Annotated in this window: 16 protein-coding genes; 6 read left to right on the top strand and 10 right to left on the bottom strand. The window is 72.3% G+C overall.

Annotation, left to right across the window (positions count from 1 at the left end; translation table 11 throughout):
- Positions 1-188: 188 nt before the first annotated feature.
- Positions 189-635, bottom strand: a complete 447-nt coding sequence (locus ACFWZ2_RS06750) for an Lrp/AsnC family transcriptional regulator (RefSeq protein WP_384542854.1) — start codon at positions 633-635, stop codon at positions 189-191.
- A 139-nt stretch (positions 636-774) separates the two neighbouring features.
- Positions 775-1,512, bottom strand: coding sequence for a S1 family peptidase (locus ACFWZ2_RS06755; RefSeq protein ID WP_384542857.1), 738 nt, complete (start codon positions 1,510-1,512; stop codon positions 775-777).
- A 521-nt stretch (positions 1,513-2,033) separates the two neighbouring features.
- Between ACFWZ2_RS06755 and ACFWZ2_RS06760 the strand changes: the two genes are divergently transcribed.
- Together ACFWZ2_RS06760 and ACFWZ2_RS06765 are read left to right on the top strand one after the other, a co-directional pair.
- A complete protein-coding gene (locus tag ACFWZ2_RS06760) occupies positions 2,034-2,540 on the top strand; it encodes a rhodanese-like domain-containing protein (RefSeq protein WP_384542860.1) in 507 nt (168 codons plus the stop codon).
- Between the two features lie 95 nt (positions 2,541-2,635).
- A complete protein-coding gene (locus ACFWZ2_RS06765) occupies positions 2,636-3,481 on the top strand; it encodes an SDR family oxidoreductase (RefSeq protein WP_384542862.1) in 846 nt (281 codons plus the stop codon).
- 19 nt (positions 3,482-3,500) lie between these two features.
- Here the strand turns inward: ACFWZ2_RS06765 and ACFWZ2_RS06770 are convergent, their stop codons facing one another.
- Together ACFWZ2_RS06770 and ACFWZ2_RS06775 are read right to left on the bottom strand one after the other, a co-directional pair.
- Complete coding sequence (locus tag ACFWZ2_RS06770) at positions 3,501-5,213, bottom strand: DUF885 domain-containing protein (protein ID WP_384542864.1); 1,713 nt, start codon at positions 5,211-5,213, stop codon at positions 3,501-3,503.
- 35 nt (positions 5,214-5,248) lie between these two features.
- On the bottom strand, positions 5,249-5,761 hold the full coding sequence (locus ACFWZ2_RS06775) for an Lrp/AsnC family transcriptional regulator (protein WP_384542867.1): 513 nt from the start codon (positions 5,759-5,761) through the stop codon (positions 5,249-5,251).
- Between the two features lie 147 nt (positions 5,762-5,908).
- Here ACFWZ2_RS06775 and ACFWZ2_RS06780 point away from each other — a divergent pair, with 147 nt between their 5' ends.
- On the top strand, positions 5,909-7,159 hold the full coding sequence (locus tag ACFWZ2_RS06780) for a trans-sulfuration enzyme family protein (RefSeq protein ID WP_384543361.1): 1,251 nt from the start codon (positions 5,909-5,911) through the stop codon (positions 7,157-7,159).
- On the opposite strand, the gene ACFWZ2_RS06785 is transcribed toward ACFWZ2_RS06780, so the two are convergent.
- Complete coding sequence (locus ACFWZ2_RS06785; RefSeq protein WP_384542870.1) at positions 7,083-8,567, bottom strand: GNAT family N-acetyltransferase; 1,485 nt, start codon at positions 8,565-8,567, stop codon at positions 7,083-7,085. The genes ACFWZ2_RS06780 and ACFWZ2_RS06785 overlap by 77 nt on opposite strands.
- A 120-nt stretch (positions 8,568-8,687) precedes the next feature.
- Positions 8,688-10,268, bottom strand: coding sequence for an alkaline phosphatase D family protein (locus ACFWZ2_RS06790; RefSeq protein WP_384542872.1), 1,581 nt, complete (start codon positions 10,266-10,268; stop codon positions 8,688-8,690).
- Between the two features lie 328 nt (positions 10,269-10,596).
- Here ACFWZ2_RS06790 and ACFWZ2_RS06795 point away from each other — a divergent pair, with 328 nt between their 5' ends.
- Entirely contained in the window at positions 10,597-11,007 is a 411-nt protein-coding gene (locus ACFWZ2_RS06795; protein WP_384542875.1) for a VOC family protein, read from the top strand.
- Between the two features lie 4 nt (positions 11,008-11,011).
- On the opposite strand, the gene ACFWZ2_RS06800 is transcribed toward ACFWZ2_RS06795, so the two are convergent.
- A complete protein-coding gene (locus tag ACFWZ2_RS06800) occupies positions 11,012-11,842 on the bottom strand; it encodes an alpha/beta fold hydrolase (protein ID WP_384542878.1) in 831 nt (276 codons plus the stop codon).
- A 202-nt stretch (positions 11,843-12,044) separates the two neighbouring features.
- On the opposite strand from ACFWZ2_RS06800, the gene ACFWZ2_RS06805 reads away from it, so the two are divergent.
- Positions 12,045-12,935: an RNA polymerase sigma-70 factor gene (locus ACFWZ2_RS06805; protein WP_384542880.1), complete on the top strand. Its 891-nt coding sequence runs from the start codon at positions 12,045-12,047 to the stop codon at positions 12,933-12,935.
- Between the two features lie 296 nt (positions 12,936-13,231).
- Entirely contained in the window at positions 13,232-13,993 is a 762-nt protein-coding gene (locus ACFWZ2_RS06810; protein WP_384542882.1) for a GntR family transcriptional regulator, read from the top strand.
- Positions 13,994-14,103: 110 nt separating this feature from the next.
- Here ACFWZ2_RS06810 and ACFWZ2_RS06815 read toward each other — a convergent pair whose 3' ends face one another.
- From ACFWZ2_RS06815 to ACFWZ2_RS06825, 3 genes are all read right to left on the bottom strand, one after another.
- Positions 14,104-15,261 carry an ROK family transcriptional regulator gene (locus tag ACFWZ2_RS06815; RefSeq protein WP_384542885.1) on the bottom strand — a complete coding sequence of 386 codons (1,158 nt, stop codon included), beginning with the start codon at positions 15,259-15,261 and terminating at the stop codon, positions 14,104-14,106.
- Positions 15,262-15,382: 121 nt separating this feature from the next.
- The gene (locus tag ACFWZ2_RS06820) at positions 15,383-16,045 is read right to left on the bottom strand and encodes a response regulator (protein ID WP_384542887.1); all 663 of its coding nucleotides are present in this window, start codon (positions 16,043-16,045) and stop codon (positions 15,383-15,385) included.
- A 14-nt stretch (positions 16,046-16,059) separates the two neighbouring features.
- Positions 16,060-17,274, bottom strand: a complete 1,215-nt coding sequence (locus ACFWZ2_RS06825; RefSeq protein ID WP_384542889.1) for a sensor histidine kinase — start codon at positions 17,272-17,274, stop codon at positions 16,060-16,062.
- Between the last annotated feature and the right edge of the window lie 83 nt (positions 17,275-17,357).

Consider the following 17,357-nt stretch of genomic DNA (forward strand, 5'->3'; position numbering starts at 1 on the left):
CAGGATCGCGAGGAAGGTGACCGGTGCTGGCGAGCTCCAGGAGTGGTCGGCACCCCACCTGAGAGCAAGGAGTGTGTTCCGCACCCCGGAGCCTATGGCCTCATCTACCATTCCGACCCTGAACTCCCCCGGAAGACACCCGCGTCACACACGTCCTGCCGGGGCGTGTGCTGACCCCGCAATGGCGCTCAGCGGCCGAGCGGGCGTCGCGGCAAGGGGGACGAGTAGACGACGCTCGTCGTCACGGAGCCCAGGGCGCCGATCCGCCCCGAGACCTCTTCCAGGTGGCTCATGGAGCGGGCCGCGACCTTGATGACGAAGCAGTCGTCGCCCGTGACGTGGTGGGCCTCGAGGATCTCGGGTGTTGCGTCGATCAGGTCGTGGAAGGGTTTGCAGTTGCCGTTCGGGTAGCGCAGCCGTACGTACGCGAGGATGGGCAGACCCAGTCGTTCCGGGTCGACCACCGCCGCGTACCCCTGGATGACCCCGGCCTCCTCCAGGCGTCGGACGCGCTCGGTGACGGCGCTTGCGGACATCGAGACGGCGCGCGCCAACTCCGCGTAGCTGGAGCGGCCCTCGCGCTGAAGGACGTCGAGTATGCGCCAGTCGGTGGCGTCCGTGGAATAACCGGTCATGTCGGAGAGGTAACAGGGAAATCCCCGGCCGATCAAGAGGTGTGCCGGGGAACTGTCCTGCTCGTCCGCATATTGCCCGTCGGGGCGCGTCGCCCCCGCGCGCCGCGTGCGCAGAGGCGACGCCCTGTGGGATGCCCTGTCAGACGCCCGCGATGCTCTGGATCCAGGAGCGGTACGCCGTCACGTTCGCGTACGCGGTCGTGGTCTGGCGGTCGCTGGTGGAGGCGACGCCGACCTGGAGGCCGCCCGCCATCATGGGGCCGCCCGAGTCGCCGCCCGCGGTGATGCCGTCGCCGCGTCGGGCGCAGATGGCGCGGCCTCCGTAGGCGTCCGTGCAGCCGCCGGTCACCACGACGTTGGCGACCTTCAGGCGCTGGGACTGGCAGTTGATCTCCGGGCTGCACTGGGACGTCGCCCCCCAGCCGTACACCTGCACGGTCTGGCCCACCTGGACCGTACCCGGATTGCCCAGTTGCGCGTAGGTGCCCGGCACGGAACGGTCGAGCTGGACGAGCGAGAGGTCCGCGGTCGAGTGGCTCTGGACGCGGATGCCGTTGGCCACCGTGCCGCCGGACGTCTGGTCGAGGCTGCCGATGCGGAACGAGAGGCCGCCGCCGCTGACGCAGTGCTTCGCGGTGAGGATCCAGGTGGGGGCGATGATCGTGGAGCTACAGGTCTGCCGGCCGTTGGAGAAGAGCCTGGCCGCCCAGGGGGCGTTGCTCGCGTAGCCGCCGCCGATGATCGGCTGGGCCGGGTTGGCCTGGGCCACCGCGGGAGCGTCCGCGCTCTTCGGCGCCTGGGCCGAGGCCGTGGGGGCCAGCCCCAGGACGGCGAGTGCGGTGGCCGCGAGTGCGGGGACGAGTCTGGATATTCGCACGTTCGTCTCCATTGTGTGGGGATGAAACGTCCTGGATGAGGACGGCGCTGCATAGGTATGCAGTTGGGGCGCGCGCACGGAAGGCGGGTATCTTCTGTCGCGTGCATGCCATCTCTGGCTGCGGTGAATGTGACAGAGGTGTCGCGGGCGGCGCAAGGGGTTGGGCGTTGCTGTCCAGGTGTGGGGCGATCCCGTTCGTGCGCGGGCATATCGTCGCGAAAGGGCGTGCGGAAGTGTCCCGTGGCAGGGCATGGCTCGTCGCGTGAGCTTGCGATCTGCCGCATGATCAAACGGATTCCTGGTCCGGACCATTCTCGACGCAAGAGCCACCCTCCTGGCAACCGCCTTTCGCGACAACCCTGTTGACCGCTCCGGGACGGGCTGCTCGGCCGACTCAGGGAGGGGGTGCCGTGCATCACCCCTGAGCCACCCGCGATTCACCGGGGATTCGACGGTGACCCCGCCGAGATGCCGGGGATCAGCACTTCAGGGATCCCGCACCCACCCGTAGATTTTCTGCCATGAACAACACGAACACGCAGCTCAGCGCCCCTGCCCCCACCGCGACCAACTCCGTTCTGCGCGTCCCGCCCGCGTCCCCGGCCGCGGCCGCCGCGTACTTCGGTGCGAGCCTCGCCTTCCACGCGGACGTCTCCGACGTGGCGTCCGCGCTCGCCGCGGGCGGTGACCCGGGGTTCGTCGTGGTGGACTCGCGCTCCACCGCCTCCTGGGACCAGGGGCACATCCCGGGCGCCGTCCACCTGCCCACCACCCTCATCCCCGAGCAGGCGGAAGCGCTTCTGGACAAGTCCGTGCCGGTCGTCACCTACTGCTGGGGCCCCGGCTGCAACGGCGCGACCCGCGCGGCGCTCGCCCTCGCCCAACTGGGCTTCCAGGTCAAGGAGATGCTCGGCGGCTTCGAGTACTGGGCGCGCGAGGGCTTCGAGTTCGAGACCTGGGAGGGCAGCGAGCGGCGTGCCACGGACGCGCTCACGGCGCCGCTGGACGCGGAGGACTGCGGCTGCTGAGGTGCCGGCGGGCGGGGCCGCCCGCCGCGGTCGCCGCGCTCGGCGACGAGGAATCCACGTGCGCATCGGCCGCCCGGCGCGCATCATGATCTGTCATGCCGCATCTTCCGCACCCCACCGCAGCCCAACTGCGCCGCGATCCGCTCCCGTTGCGCGGGCGCACCGCCCTCGTCACCGGTGCCAGTCGGCGCGGCGGCATCGGGTACGCCGTCGCCCGCCGCCTCGCCGCGTACGGGGCCGGTGTGTATCTCCACCACCACGTCCCGCACGACGCCGCGATGCCCTGGGGCGCCGACCGCCCCGAGGACGTGGCCGAAGGGGTGCGGGAGGCGCTCGGCGATCCCGATGCCCCGGTCCGGACGGGGCCGGGAGACCTGACGGAGCCCGGTGCCCCGGCCGCCCTGATCGCCACGGCGGCCGAAGAGCTCGGCGGGCGCATCGACATCCTCGTCGCCAACCACGCCCTGAGCGGCGACGACGGCCCGCTCGACGCGATCGACGCCGCCATGCTGGACGCGCACTGGGCGGTCGACACGCGTTCGGTGATCCTGCTTGTCCAGGCGTACGCCCGGCTGCGCGCGGAGCTCGCGCCGCGGACCCCGGGCGGGCGGGTCGTGATGATGACGTCGGGGCAGGACATCGCGGGCGGCATGCCGGAGGAGATCGCGTACGCCTTGCAGAAGGGGGCGCTTGCTTCCGTGACGCGTTCGCTCGCGACGACACTCGCCGATCTCGCCGTGACCGTGAACACCGTCAACCCCGGCCCCGTGGACACGGATTACCTCACCGGCGACGCCTACGCCCACATCGAGGCGCTCTTCCCCGCGGGCCGCTGGGGCATGCCCGACGACCCGGCCCGGCTCATCGCGTGGCTCGCCACGGACGAGGCCGAGTGGATCACCGGGCAGGTCATCGATTCGGAGGGCGGGATCCGTCGCTGAGGACCCGCCCTCCGCCGCCTCACAGCTTCGACAGCTCGTCCACCAGGTCGTCGAGGCCCAGCGACCCCTGGGACAGCGCGGCCATGTGCCAGGCCTTGGCGTCGAACGCGTCCCCGTGCCGCTGCCGCGCGTTCTCGCGGCCCAGCAGCCAGGCGCGCTCGCCGAGCTTGTAGCCGATGGCCTGACCCGGGATGGTCAGATAGCGGGTCATCTCGCTCGTCACGTAGTCCGTCGGGCGGCTGCAGTGCGCGTCGTAGAACTCCTGGGCGAGGTCGGGGGTCCACCGCTCGCCCGGGTGGAAGGGCGAGTCCGCGGGGATCTCCAGCTCCAGGTGCATGCCGATGTCGACGATGACGCGCAGCGCACGCATCATCTGGGCGTCGAGATAGCCGAGCCTGCGCTCCGGGTCGGTGAGGAAGCCGAGTTCGTCCATCAGCCGCTCCGCGTACAGCGCCCAGCCCTCGGCGTTGGCGCTGACGATGCCGACCGTCGCCTGATAGCGGGAGAGGTCCGACGCGACGTGCGCCCACTGGGCCAGCTGGAGGTGATGGCCGGGCACGCCCTCGTGGTACCAGGTGGAGACCAGGTCGTACACGGGGAAGCGGGTGTCGCCCATCGTCGGCAGCCAGGTGCGGCCGGGGCGTGAGAAGTCCTCGGAGGGGCCCGTGTAGTAGGGGGCCGCGGCGCCGCCGGGCGGGGCGATGTGGGACTCCACCTTCCGTACCCGCTCGGCGAGTTCGAAGTGGGTGCCGTCCAGCGCCTGGATCGCCTCGTCCATCAGGTCCTGCAGCCAGACCCTGACCTCCTCGACGCCCTCGATGTGCGTGCCGTGCTCGTCGAGGTGGGCGAGGGCGACCCAGGGGGTGGCCGCGCCGGGCAGGATCTTCTCGGCCTCGGCGCGCATCTCGCCGAGCAGCCGGTGGAACTCCGACCAGCCGTACGCGTAGGCCTCGTCGAGGTCCAGGTCGGCGCCGTTGCACTGACGGGAGAGGCGGGCGTAGCGCTCGCGGCCCACGATGTCGGGGGAGCCCTCGATCGCGGGGGCGTAGACGTCCCGCATCCAGTCGCGCAGCGCCACGACCGCCGCGGTGGCGCCCCGCGCGGCCGCGTCCAGCTCCGCGCGGAGCGCGTCGGGCCCGGCGGCCGCGAAGTCCTCGAACCAGCCGCGGCCGTCCGCGCCGCCGGTGCCCGCCCACTCCGTGAGCTGGCCGATGAAGGTGTCGGTGGGGCGCGGTCCCGCGAACAGCTTGCGTTCCAGGCCGAGTTCGAGGGACGCGCGGTACCCCTCGTACGCGGTGGGCACGGCCCGAAGGCGTTCGGCGATCGCCGCCCAGTCCTGCTCGGTGTCCATGGGCGTCACGGTGAAGATCTCCCGCACCTGATGCGGCATGGTGTGCAGATTGCCGACCGCCCGCAGCCCTTCGTCGGCCTCGTGCACCGCGAGGTCCGCGGTGAGCCGCTCCCGCAGAAGCCGGCCGCACCGGCGCTCGATCTCGCTCTCGGCGCCCGGCCTGCGCTCCGCCTCGTCGAGGCGCGCGAGGGTCGTCCGCGCGAGCCGCGCCAGGGCCTCCTGGCCCGCGGGCGAGGTGTCGGGGAGCCTGCTGTTGCTCTCCTCGACACCGAGGTAGGTGCCGGTGATCGGGTCGAGCGCGATGAGTTCGTCGACGTAGGCGTCGGCGACATCACGGGGGAGCTGGTCGGTGTTCTCCTGCGGGTTCTTCGTGGCTGACATGCGGACATCCTCGTACGGGGAAGGGGTGCGCGTCATCATGATTCGTCGGAGGAGTCACGGGGCGCGGCCGCGTCGGCATGCGGCGGGAGCAGCGGGCCGCACGCCCACTGCTGGAAGATCAACCGCGTCTCCACGCGCACCACTTCGCGCCGCGCGGTGAACTCGTCGAGGACGAGCCGCTGCAGATCCGCCGGGTCGGCCACCGCCACATGCACCAGGAAGTCCTCCGGCCCCGTGAGGTGGAACAGCGACAACGCCTCCGGCAGCGCCCTGATCCGGTCCACGAAGGGACCCACGAGATCGCGGCGGTGCGGGCGCACCTGCACCGAGAGCAGCGCTTCCAGGCCACGTCCGAGCTTCGCCGGGTCAAGGCGCAGCTGATGTCCGAGAATCACCCCCGAACGCCGCAGCCGCGTCACACGATCCAGACAGGTGGACGGCGCGACACCGACCTGCGCGGCCAGATCGCGATAGGTGGTCCGGGCGTCGTTCTGCAGCAGCCGCAGTATGTGCAGATCCACCGGGTCGAGTGCGACGGAATCGGCCATCGGCCGAACGTAGCACGGCATGTGGGGCTCCGACCCCGGCCGATGTTCACGCTGTGGCACATGGACGCGAACACGAACACGGCAGTCCGCCCGGCCCCGGAGGACCCCGGCCGACGGGCGGCAGCGGGTGGCACGGCGCGACGGCCGATGGCTCAAAGCGGCACACCGCCGCGCGCCCTGGACACCGAGGCCGTGCACGCCGGGCGGGAGGATCTGGCCGAACTCGGCCTGCACGCCGCGCCGATCGACCTCTCCACGACCTACCCCTCCTACGACAGTCGCGGCGAGGCCGCCCGCATCGACGCGTTCGCCGCCGACGGCGCGGTGGACGGCGGGCCGCCCGTGTACGGCCGCCTCGGGAACCCGACCGTCGCCCGCTTCGAGACCGCCCTCGCCCGGCTCGAAGGCACCGAGAGCGCGGTCGCGTTCGCCAGCGGCATGGCGGCGCTGACCGCGGTCGTCCTCGTCCGGGCGGCGGCGGGCCTGCGCCATGTCGTCGCCGTCCGGCCGCTGTACGGCTGCAGTGACCACCTGCTCACCGCGGGGCTCGTCGGCACCGAGGTGACGTGGGTGGACCGGTGGGATCCGCCCGGCAAGGACCCGGGGACGAGCCCGGCGCAGGGCATCGCGGACGCCATCCGCCCGGACACCGGCCTGGTGATGGTGGAGTCACCGGCCAACCCCACGCTCGCCGAACTCGATCTGGCCGCCGTCGCCGACGCCTGCGGCGAGGTGCCGCTGCTCGCCGACAACACCTTCGCGACGCCCGTCCTCCAGCGGCCCGCGGAGAGCGGCGCCCGCCTCGTGCTGCACAGCGCCACGAAGTACCTGGGCGGGCACGGCGACGTCCTCGGGGGCGTGGTCGCCTGCGACGAGGAGCTTGCGCGACGGCTGCGCCAAGTGCGGTTCACCACCGGCGGGGTGCTGCATCCGCTCGCCGGCTATCTGCTCCTGCGCGGTCTCGCCACGCTGCCCGTGCGGGTGCGCGCGGCGTCGGCGACCGCGGCGGAACTGGCGCGCCGCCTGGCCGCCGACCCGCGCGTGACCCACGTCCACTATCCGCGTCTCGGCGGCGCCATGGTCGCCTTCGAGGTGCGCGGCGACCCGCACGAGGTGATCGCGGGAGTACGTCTGATCACCCCCGCGGTCAGCCTCGGCAGCATCGACTCGCTCATCCAGCATCCGGCGTCCATCAGTCACCGGGTCGTCGACCCGGCGGACCGGCGCTCGTCCGGCGTGAGCGACCGGCTGCTGCGCATGTCGGCGGGTCTTGAGGACGTGGAGGACCTCTGGTCCGACCTGGACCGGGCCCTCGGGCGGGTCAGTGCTCCGCCTGCTGGTGCTCCCCGGCGCGAGCGTCGAGCGGTCGGGCGTGGTCGTACGGCAGCCGTGAACTGACCGGCGTCGCGTCCAGGCGGGCCGTGATCACCAGCGTGCCCTCCTCGATCTGGTAGTCGAGCGGCAGGCCGAGCCCGCGCATCGCGGCGACCATCCCCGTGTTGGACGCCTGCGTCACCGCGTACACGCTCTCGCAGCCCGCCTCGACCGCGAGCGTCACCAGGCGGCCGAGCAGCTGGCTGCCGATGCCGCGCCGCTGCCACTCGTCCTCGACGAGCAGCGCGATCTCGGTCTCGTCGCCGTCCCAGAGGAGATGCCCGATGCCGACGATGCGGCCCGACGCGGTCTGCACCGCGAGGGTGCGGCCGAACCGGGGACTGAGCAGGTGGTTGAGGTAGCGGTCGACGTCGTGGACCGGGCCGTGGTAGCGCATGCCGAGCGTGCGCGCCGAGCAGCGGTCGTGCATGGCCTTGGCGGCCTCGACGTCGGCGGTGTCCGCCCGGCGCACGGTGATGGAGTTGCCCTCGGGCAGCGTCAGGACGTCCTGGCTGCGCGGGATGCGCGGACCGAGCCGGGTGTCGAGCTCCACCAGGGCGCGCGCCCGGGCGAACTCGGTGGGCGTGAACGGCAGATACGGCCGCTCCACCGTGATCACTTCACCCTCGGGGCCCTTGAGCCGCAGCACCGTTCCTTCGAGTACGCCGTCGACGGGGGTGCCCTCGGCGGGCGCGGCCTCGTCGTCGCGTGCCGCGGTCCGCGAGGCGGCGGGCAGTGAGCGGATGGTGCAGCGGCCCAGCAAGTGCCGCAGCGCGAGGGGCAGTTCCGCGGCGTCGAGCGCGGTGCGGGTGGCCAGGCCGAGGATCCGGGTGGGGGCGTCGACGAGGTCGTGGGCGTCGGCGCGCTCGATCCAGGTCCCCGAGCCGCCCGCCCGGGCGATCGACCGGGTGATCTCGGCGGCGGACAGCTCCTCGGGGGCGCGCAGCAGGAACTCGTCGACGGTGCCGTCGGCCAGCGGGTGCGCCTGCAGGCTGAGGATGTCGACGCGCCGCTCGGCGAGCGTCATGCACAGCGCGGCCAGCGAGCCGGGCTCGTCCCGCACCGTCGTGCGCATCCGCCACAGGGTCGTCGCGCCCGACGGTGCCACGGGGTGCCCCGGCGCGGCGTGCGACGGCGTGGGCCCGGCCTGCTCCGCGACGGCGGAGGGCCGGGCGCCGATATCGGGCAGGGGCGGCGGGGCGTGCTCGTGGCGCCGTGCCCACCAGGTGTGGAACCCGACCGTGGCGAGCAGCACCACGGCCGAGATCACGAGCAGGGCGGGACCGTCGGGCCCGTGCCCCACCATGTTCGCCACGGCGTCCGCCACCGCGACGGCGGTGAACAGGGCGGCCAGTTCGACCACATCACGCCGCCAGTGGTGGACAGGGCGGCCGTGCTTGGTCCGGGTCACATCAGACAGGTCAGCTCTCATACGGTCACTGTGAACGACCGGTGTTGCGTGATCACAAACGCCTTGTGACCGATGGGTTAAGAGGCCATCTGCCCGATTGATCCCGATCCTCCGGTCGCCGGCGCCCCGCATCGCCTGCCGCTACTGCCCCACACGCCCCGGCTGCAGCTCCTGTGTGAACAGCACGCCGCCGCCCTCCTGCCGCAGCCGCACCGTCAGTACGCCGCTGCCGCCGTCGATGTCGACCTCTCCGTAGTACGGCGGGGTCTCGGCGGGCGAGGTGTTGGCGCGCGGGGGTGCCTTGATGAACGGCTGCGCGGGGCCGAAGGTGCCGTCGAGCTTCGTCGCGGGGAAGCCGCCTGCGGCCAGCGGCCCGGACACGAACTCCCAGAACGGCGCGAAGTCCTTGAACGCCGCGCGCGAGGGGTCGTAGTGCTGAGCCGACGTGTAGTGCACATCGGCGGTCAGCCACAGCGTGCCGGTGATCCCGCGGTGCTTGATGTGCCGCAGCAGCTCGGCGATCTGCAGCTCACGGCCGAGCGGCGCGCCCGGGTCGCCCTGCGCGACGGCCTCGAAGTTCGTGCTGCCGTCGGGCACGACGAGCCCCAGCGGCATGTCGGATGCGATCACCTTCCACACGGCCCGCGAACGCGACAACTCCCGCTTCAGCCAGGCGAGCTGGCGGGCGCCGAGGATCCCGACGGTGTCGTCGGGCTGTCTGCCCGGCGAGTTGGCGTTGCGGTACGAGCGCATGTCGAGCACGAACACGTCCAGGAGAGGCCCGTGCCGCAGCACGCGGTACACCCGCCCGTCCTCGTCGCCGGGCGGCAGCGTCGAGACCGGGAAGTACTCGCTGAACGCCCGCAGCGAGCGCTGCGCGAGGACGTCCACGTTCTTCTCGGTGTAGCGGGCGTCGGTCAGGATCTGCCCCGGGTACCAGTTGTTGTGCACCTCGTGGTCGTCCCACTGGACGATGGAGGGCACCTGGGCGTTGAACCGGCGCAGGTTCTCGTCGAGCAGGTTGTAGCGGAACGCGCCGCGGAACTCCGCGAGCGATTCGGCGACCTTTGACTTCTCCTGCGTCGTGACGTTCCGCCACACGGTGCCGTCGGGCAGTGTGACGCTGGGCAGGATCGGCCCGTCCGCGTAGATGTTGTCGCCGCTGCACAGGAAGAAGTCCGGGTCGCGTCTGCGCATCTCCTCGAAGACGCGATAGCCGCCGCGGTCCGGGTTGATGCCCCACCCCTGTCCCGCGATGTCGCCGGACCACAGGAAACGCACGTCTTCCTTGCGGCTCTTGGGGGAGGTGCGGAACGTACCGGCGACCGGTTCGCCCGTACGGCATGGATCGTCGGGATCCGCGAGGAGTACGCGGTAGTGGATCTGCTCACCGGCCGGCAGGCCGCGCAGCCGGGTGGTGCCCGTGAAGTCCGTGCCGGGGCCGAGCAACGGGCCGTGCCAGCGGCGGGGGTTGCGGAACGACTCGGTGGCCGACGTCTCCACGATCATGCGGGCGGTCCTGTCGGAGCGGACCCACACGAGACCGGAGTGCGCGGTCACGTCCCCGGCCTGCACGCCCCAGTCCGCCTTCGGGCGCCCCGCGAGGGCGAGCGAAGGAGCCGCCCCGGAGAGTGCGGGCACGGCCAGCGCCGCCGGGACGGCGAGCGATCCGCGCAGCACGCTGCGGCGACGGGGGGACGGGCTCGGCTGACGTGATGACATGAATGCGCCTCCAGTGACGGGTGCGACCAGTGTGCGGTGGGCCGACCGGTGGTGCGCCACAGCGCCCACGCGAAGCACAAGTGAACAACTCCCCACGGGCTCAGGGGAACCGCCGCGCGGACAACACCTGCACCGGTTCGGGCCAAGTCCCCGGAACCCGGACCGGACCTAGGTCGCCGGTCGCAGGACTGCGGACCGATCGCCAGGGTCGCGGGACGGAGCCGGGGGCCGCGAGGACGAGGGCGTACGGCCGATGTCCGCAAGATCGGCGGTGCCTAGGCTCGCCTCAGGGCACGTCACCGGGCGTGCCGGACAGAAGGGGGACGCCGTGCCCGTCAACGGCCAGAGCCACATCCGTATCGCCCGCCCCTCACGCGACCTCGCGGCGGCCGAGCACTTCTGGGCCGGGGGGCTCGGCCTGAGCGAGCTGTACCGGGCGGAGGGCGGCGACGCCCCCGGTGAGCACGATCTGCTGATGCTGGGCTGGCCCGACGCCTCCTGGCACCTCGAACTCGTCCACGAGGCGGCCGCGCCCGTCCTGCCGCGGCCCACCGAGGAGGACCTCCTCGTCATCTACCTCGACGAGGAGGTCCCCGAGGACCTGGTGGTGCGCCTGGAGGAGCACGGCGGCAGGCGCGTGCTCTCGCCCAACCCCTACTGGAACGAATGGGGCGTCACGATCGAGGACCCGGACGGCTACCGCCTGGTCCTCTCCCGGCGCGGCTGGTCCAACTCCTGAGCCCTCAGCGGCAGGTGTCGAGGATGACCCGGGCGACCAGGGCCGGGTCGTCGTTCATGGGCACATGACCGCACCCGGTCAAGCGGATGAGACGCGCGCCCGGGATGGTGTGCTTGGCGCGGATGCCCTGGCGGCGCAGGAGCAGCCGGTCCTTGCTGCCCCACGCCACGGTGACCGGGAGGCCCGGCACGTCGTCCCGGAAGAGGACGTCGCGCCCGGCCGCCAGCGTCTCCTCGAACCCGGTGGCGGCACCCAGCGCGAGCGTCTCGGCGACCACGGCCTCCGGTGAACGGCGCCAGGGCCGGGCGTAGATGGTGCCCGTGAGCGCCGCCCGCCCGGCCGCCGTCCTGGAGAGCCGCTCGATCGCAGGGCGCGGCAGCATGCGCGCGCCGCGCCGCATCGCGAGGAGCGTGCCGAAGGCGTACCGGCGTTCGGTCTCTGTCCAGAAGCCGCCGGGGGACAGCGCGGTGACCGAACGTACGAGCTTCTCCCTGCCGAGTTCCAGGGCGAGCAGCCCGCCCAGGGAGTTGCCCGCCACGTGCGGGCGCTCGATCTCCAGCGCCTCGCACAGCGCGCCGAGCACCTTCGTCACCGTCGCGAGGTCGTACGGCAACCCGTCCGGCAGCGCGGCGGATTCGCCGAAGCCCGGCAGGTCCACGGCGATCACGTCGTGCTCGGCGGCCAGGATGTCGAACACCGGGGACCAGGCCTGCCAGTGGTGCCCGATGCCGTGCAGGAGGAGCAACGGCTCGCCCGCGCCCGCCCGTTCGTAGGCGACGGTCAGCTCCCGCGGGCCGCTGGGTGATGCGACGCTGAAGGACACCTGTGCGGCCATGGCTGCTCCTGTCCCCGTCCCGGTCGACGGTTCCTTAGACTCGTTGTCAGCAACAATTACCGCTCAGTAGGCGCCACTTCAAGAGGGCGGCCGGATCGGCGTTGCCCAAGGGCCCGTTCCTCGCCCGGCGGCTGGCCATATGTGCTGTGCGCCGCATCGATTTCGCCTGGACAGCGGGGGGTGCGTCGGCTGGGATGGAGGGGTGGCTACCGACAGCATGACCGATGTTTTTGAAGAGCACCGTTCCGTTTTGATGGGCGTCGCCTACCGCATGCTCGGCCGGGTGGTCGACGCGGAGGATGTCGTCCAGGATGCCTGGCTCCGCTGGTCGACGGCCGACCGCGGTGAAGTGCGCGAACCGCGCGCCTACTTGGTGCGCGTCACCACCCGCCTCGCCATCGACCGACTGCGCCACCTCCAGTCGCGGCGCGAGTCATATGTGGGGCCCTGGCTCCCCGAGCCGTACGTCACCGACTTCGGCGCGAAGGTACCCGACACCGCCGAGCAGGCCGTGCTCGCCGAGTCCGTGTCCATGGCGGTGCTCGTCGTCCTGGAGTCCCTCTCGCCCCTGGAGCGCGCCGTGTTCGTGCTCCGCGAGGCCTTCGGGTTCCCGTTCGCCGAGATCGCGCAGACCCTGGACCGCAGCGAGGCGGCCGTGCGCCAGCTCGCCGGACGGGCCCGCAAGCATGTCGACGAGGGGGTGCCGCGGTTCGAGGTGGACCCCGCCGAACGGCGTGACCTGACCGAGCGGTTCCTGGCCGCGGCGACGGGGGGCGACCTGGGCGGACTGATGTCGCTCCTCGCCCCGGACGTCCGGCTCGTCGGCGACAGCGGCGGCAAGGCCAGAGCGCCCTTGCGTGTCGTCGAGTCCGCGGACAAGGTGGGCCGCTTCATCCAGGGCGCCGCCCGCAAGGGGGTCACCGAGGGCGCCGTGGTGGAGTTCCGCTTCATCGAGGTCAACGGCGCCGAGTCGCTGCTCGTCATCATCGACGGCAAGCCGGACAGCGTCCTCCAGTTGGAGATCGCCGACGGGCGCGTCCAGCGCGTCTACATCGTCCGCAATCCAGACAAGCTCATCACGCTCGTTCCGTAATAAACCTCTGGAATATCGCCCATCGAGGAACAAAACGGTACGACGTGAGCCCCCGCCGACGCGGCGGGGGCTCACTTTTGTGCCCACCTGGCGCGCGTGGCTGATTACGACCGCTTGGCCTCTCGCGAACAGCGCATGAATGCTCTGTGGCATCACCCCTGTGCGGGCTGTAACGGATCGAGGATTGGTCTTGACCAAGGGTGGGTGCGGCCCTATGGTCGCAGAGATAGTGCAGGAACCTTTAATAAACAAGGGCGCTTAAACGCCGCCGTTGCACGGCGATTGCGGAGGACAGGGTGGGGACCACGCAGCTCGAAACGGTGCCGGAGCCGAAGTACTGGCATCTGAAGACCGTGCTCAGTGAGGCGCTCGACTCCGAGTTCGCCGTGGGGGAGATCCTGCCGAACGAACGCGATCTCGCCGCCCGGTTCGGTGTCGCACGCGCCACCCTGCGCCAAGCGCTCGAGCAGCTCGAACTCGAAGGCAGGCTGCAGCGCCGCCGCGGAGTCGGCACGACCGTCGCTCCGCCGCGGATGGGCGTGGCCGTCGGATCCGCGCAGGGCACGTGGCCGGGCGCGGTCGGCGATGCCTGGCAGCCCGCGGATTGCGCACCGGCGGTCCCGTCCGCCGACGTGGCCCGCATGCTGGAGACCCTTCCCGAGGAGCAGGTGCACGTGGTGCGCCGTACCCGGGTCTCGCAGGGCCAGCCCGTCGCCGCCGAACTGCTCTACATCCCGACGTCGTCGGTTCCCGAACTGACCGGCATGGACGCGCCGTCCGGTGCGGCCCGCGCGCGCGTGGTCCTGCGCGAACTGGCCAGGCTCGGCCTCGAAGGACAGGACAGGGCCGTCGAACTCGGCTCGGCCCGCGCGGACGACGCCAAGGCGCTCGACCGTCTCCCCGGGGCACCGGTGCTCGTCGTGACGACCCGCTTCCTCGCCGAAGGGCGTACGGCGGCGGTGTCCATGGCCACGTATCGCGCGGACACCTGCCGACTGACCTTCGGTGACTCCGGCGGCGTGGAGATCCACCACGGACCGGAACAGCGCGCTTCCTGACGCCGTCAGCGGCGACGTCCTCACGGGACGTCGCCGCGGCATCCCGCGCCCGGCCCCGTGCCGGGCGCGTTGTGTTTCCCCGGGCTTCGGGCGTGCCGCGTGCCGCTACTTCACCGCCGCGCCGTGACCGTTCCTTCGACGGCGAACAGCTCTTCCTCGACATGGTCGAGCGCGAGCCGCAGCGCCCCGGTGGCCACGGCCGCCTCGCCCAGCAGCGAGAGCGCCACCCGGGGCGGCCGCAGGCAGTAGCGCGCCAACTCGCGGTGCAGCGGCTCCAGTACGCCGTCCAGACCCGCGGCCCAGCCGCCCACGACGACCAGTTCGGGGTCGAGGGCGAGTACCAGGGCGGCCACGTCGTGCACGAGCCGCTGGATGAAGCGCTCCACGGCCGCCTGCGCCCGCTCGTCGCCCTCGCGCGCGTGGGCGAACACCTCGGCCACGGCCTGCTCGTCCAGCGGGTGCAGCGGCTCGCCCGTCGTGGAGAGCAGCGTCTCCGGAGTGACCTCGCGGCCCAGCAGATGCAGCGCGCCGATCTCCCCGGCCGCGCCGCCGAAACCACGGTGCAGCCGTCCGCCGATCAGTGACCCGGCCCCCGGGCTCAGCCCCGCGAGGACGAACACCACGTCGTCCGTGTCGGTCGCCACGCCCTTCCAGTGCTCGGCCACGGCCGCCGCGTTGGCGTCGTTCTCCACGAGCACCGGGCACTTGAACGACCTGCGAAGGCGCTCGCCCAGCTGCAGCCCCGTCCACTCCGGCAGCGCCGTGCCGAGCCGGACCGTGCCGTCGACCTCCACGATGCCGGGGCTGCCGACCCCGACGGCGCGCAGCGAGCTGCGGGCGATGCCCGCGCGGCGCAGCAGATCCGCGACCACGGTGCGCAGCCGCTCCAGGCGCTCGTCCGCGGGCGCAGCCTCCGAGACGTCCTTGGACGCCGTGCCGAGGACCTTGCCGTCCAGGTCGGAGAGGGCCGCGGCGACGCGGTGCGGGCCGATCTCCAGGCCGAGGAGGTGCCCCGCCTCCGCACGGAAGCGGAACTTCCGTGCGGGCCGGCCCTGACGTCGAGCGCCGCTCTCCTCGGCCGCGGACTCCACCACGAGCCCGGCCTCGATGAGCCCCTCGACGACCCCCTCGACGGTGGGCCGGGAGAGTCCGGTCACGCGGGTGATCTCCGTGAGCGTCGCCAAGTCCGCGGCGCGCAGCGCGTGCAGCACCACCGCGGAGTTGATCCGCCGCAACAGAGAGGGGTCCCCGCCGGTCAGCCGCCCCAACGTCCGTCCTCCCAGCTCGTGCGCATGATGGCCGGATCGTACTCGCAGCGCGGGGCGGCGGCGAGTGCCGGGCCCGCCTTCACCCTGTGTGCGTACCGCATCCGCACGCCGTGCGCGGACCTCATCCCGGCGACACGAAACCGGACTCGTAGGCGGCGATGACCGCCTGTGTCCTGTCGCGTGCACCCAGCTTGGCAAGGACGGCGCTGACGTGCGACTTGACGGTCTCCGTGCCGACGACGAGACCGGAGGCGATCTCCGCGTTGGTCAGGCCGCGCGCCATCAGCCGCAGCACCTCGGCCTCGCGCTCGGTCAGCGCCGCCCGGTCCAGCGCGGCCCTGGCCGCCGGATTGCCCCGCTCAGCGCCGTACGAGCCCGCGAGCTGCCGCACCGCCGCGGGGAACAGCAGCGACTCGCCCTCGGCGACCAGGCGCACGGCGTGCACGATCTCCGCGGGCCTGGCCCGCTTCAGGAGGAACCCGTCGGCTCCCGCGCGCAGCGCCTCGTACACGTACTCGTCGTTCTCGAAGGTCGTGATCACGAGGATCTTCGGCGGGTCCTGGACCGTGCGCAGGACCGCCCGGGTGGCCTCGATGCCGTCGAGCAGCGGCATCCGGACATCCATCGCGATCACGTCGGGCCGCAGCTCGCGGACCAGGGGGATCACCGCGGCGCCGTCCGCGGCCTCGCCGATCACCTCGATGTCGGGCTGTGCCGAGAGGACGGCACGCAGCCCCGCGCGTACGAGGGGTTCGTCGTCGACCAGGAGCACTGTGACCGGCATCCGGTCAGCCTAGATCACGCCAGGGGAAGCTCGACGTGCACCTGCCATTCGCCGTCGTCGGGCCCCGTGCTGGCCCGCCCGCCGAGCAGCGTCGCCCGCTCCCGTATGCCGCGCAGACCGCTGCCGCCGCGCCCCGTCGCGGTCGTCGTCCCGGGCAGCGCGTTGCGTACGTCCATCAGCAGCCGGGTGTCGTCGACGGCGATGCGCAGGCGCACCGGCACCGGGCCCGAGTGACGCAGGACGTTGGTGAGCGACTCCTGGAGCATCCGGTAGCCCTCGCGGGAGACCGGTCCGGGCAGCCGCTCCACGGGCCCGGTCACCTCGACGTCGACCTTCGCGCCCGAGGCGCGGGCGGAGTCGAGGAGGCGGTCGGCGTCGGCGAGCGTGGGTCTGCTGCTCGCGGGCCGCCCGTCCTCCCGCAGCACGCGAAGGACCCGCTCCAGATCCTCGAGCGCGGCCCGGCCCGTCTCCTCGACGGCCTCCAGGGCGCGGTCGGTGAACTCCGGGTCGGCCGCGGCCCGTGCGGCGCCCGCCTGGACGACGGCGACGGTCAGCGCGTGCCCGATGGAGTCGTGCAGTTCGCGCGCGATGCGGTTGCGTTCCAGGAGCTGCTCGGTGCGCTCCTCCAGGGCATCGAGGCGCTCCGCGGGGGAGGGGCCGAGGAGACGGCGGGCCACGTGGGCCATCAACGACCCCGTGCCCATGATCATCGCGCCCTCGGCGAGGACGAGCAGGAGCCCCAGCGGCAGGGCGGCCCAGCCGGGGGAGGGCACGGGCAGGAGGAGCCCGTCGGTCTCCGGAGGCTCGTCCAGCGCGCCCAGCAACGCGAAGACCATGCCGAGCAGTTGCCCCGTCCCCAGCACCAGGGCACAGCCGACCTCGAGCCGGAGCACCAGCCAGAGCGCGGTCCTGCCCCGGTCCCGCCACGAGGAGGACGGAGCCACGGAGATCCCCGTTTCCTCCCCCTCGCCCTCCACGCGCGCGTGCGCACCCGGGAACAGCATCAGCCGGGCCTGCAGACCCTCGGCCCTGCGCATGGCCGGAACCATGGCGGCGATCAGCAGCAGCGGAACGGGAATGACCAGGACGAGCACCCAGTCGGTGCGCGTCGGGCTGGAGAGCCCCGGATAGATCGAGGCCAGGACCCAGGCGACCCCTGAGCCCAGGAGGAGATGCAGACTGCGCGTGTAGGTCACGGCGCGCGTCAGGGGTCTCAGGAAGCCGGGCATTCCGTCATCGTGCCAGGCGGACCGCGCCGACCGGCTCCCCCGTGCGGGGGAGACACTCTCCCCGGGCGGGGGAAGACCGCAGG

Origin of the sequence: Streptomyces sp. NPDC059002 (assembly GCF_042740435.1) — a bacterium.
Lineage (GTDB): Bacteria > Actinomycetota > Actinomycetes > Streptomycetales > Streptomycetaceae > Streptomyces.

Coding starts and splice junctions, on each gene's coding strand:
- ACFWZ2_RS06750 (WP_384542854.1), bottom strand. CDS start 635: ATGACCGGTTATTCCACGGACGCCACCGACTGGCGCATACTCGACGTC.
- ACFWZ2_RS06760 (WP_384542860.1), top strand. CDS start 2,034: ATGAACAACACGAACACGCAGCTCAGCGCCCCTGCCCCCACCGCGACC.
- ACFWZ2_RS06765 (WP_384542862.1), top strand. CDS start 2,636: ATGCCGCATCTTCCGCACCCCACCGCAGCCCAACTGCGCCGCGATCCG.
- ACFWZ2_RS06770 (WP_384542864.1), bottom strand. CDS start 5,213: ATGTCAGCCACGAAGAACCCGCAGGAGAACACCGACCAGCTCCCCCGT.
- ACFWZ2_RS06775 (WP_384542867.1), bottom strand. CDS start 5,761: ATGGCCGATTCCGTCGCACTCGACCCGGTGGATCTGCACATACTGCGG.
- ACFWZ2_RS06780 (WP_384543361.1), top strand. CDS start 5,909: ATGGCTCAAAGCGGCACACCGCCGCGCGCCCTGGACACCGAGGCCGTG.
- ACFWZ2_RS06785 (WP_384542870.1), bottom strand. CDS start 8,567: ATGAGAGCTGACCTGTCTGATGTGACCCGGACCAAGCACGGCCGCCCT.
- ACFWZ2_RS06790 (WP_384542872.1), bottom strand. CDS start 10,268: ATGTCATCACGTCAGCCGAGCCCGTCCCCCCGTCGCCGCAGCGTGCTG.
- ACFWZ2_RS06800 (WP_384542878.1), bottom strand. CDS start 11,842: ATGGCCGCACAGGTGTCCTTCAGCGTCGCATCACCCAGCGGCCCGCGG.
- ACFWZ2_RS06820 (WP_384542887.1), bottom strand. CDS start 16,045: ATGCCGGTCACAGTGCTCCTGGTCGACGACGAACCCCTCGTACGCGCG.
- ACFWZ2_RS06825 (WP_384542889.1), bottom strand. CDS start 17,274: ATGCCCGGCTTCCTGAGACCCCTGACGCGCGCCGTGACCTACACGCGC.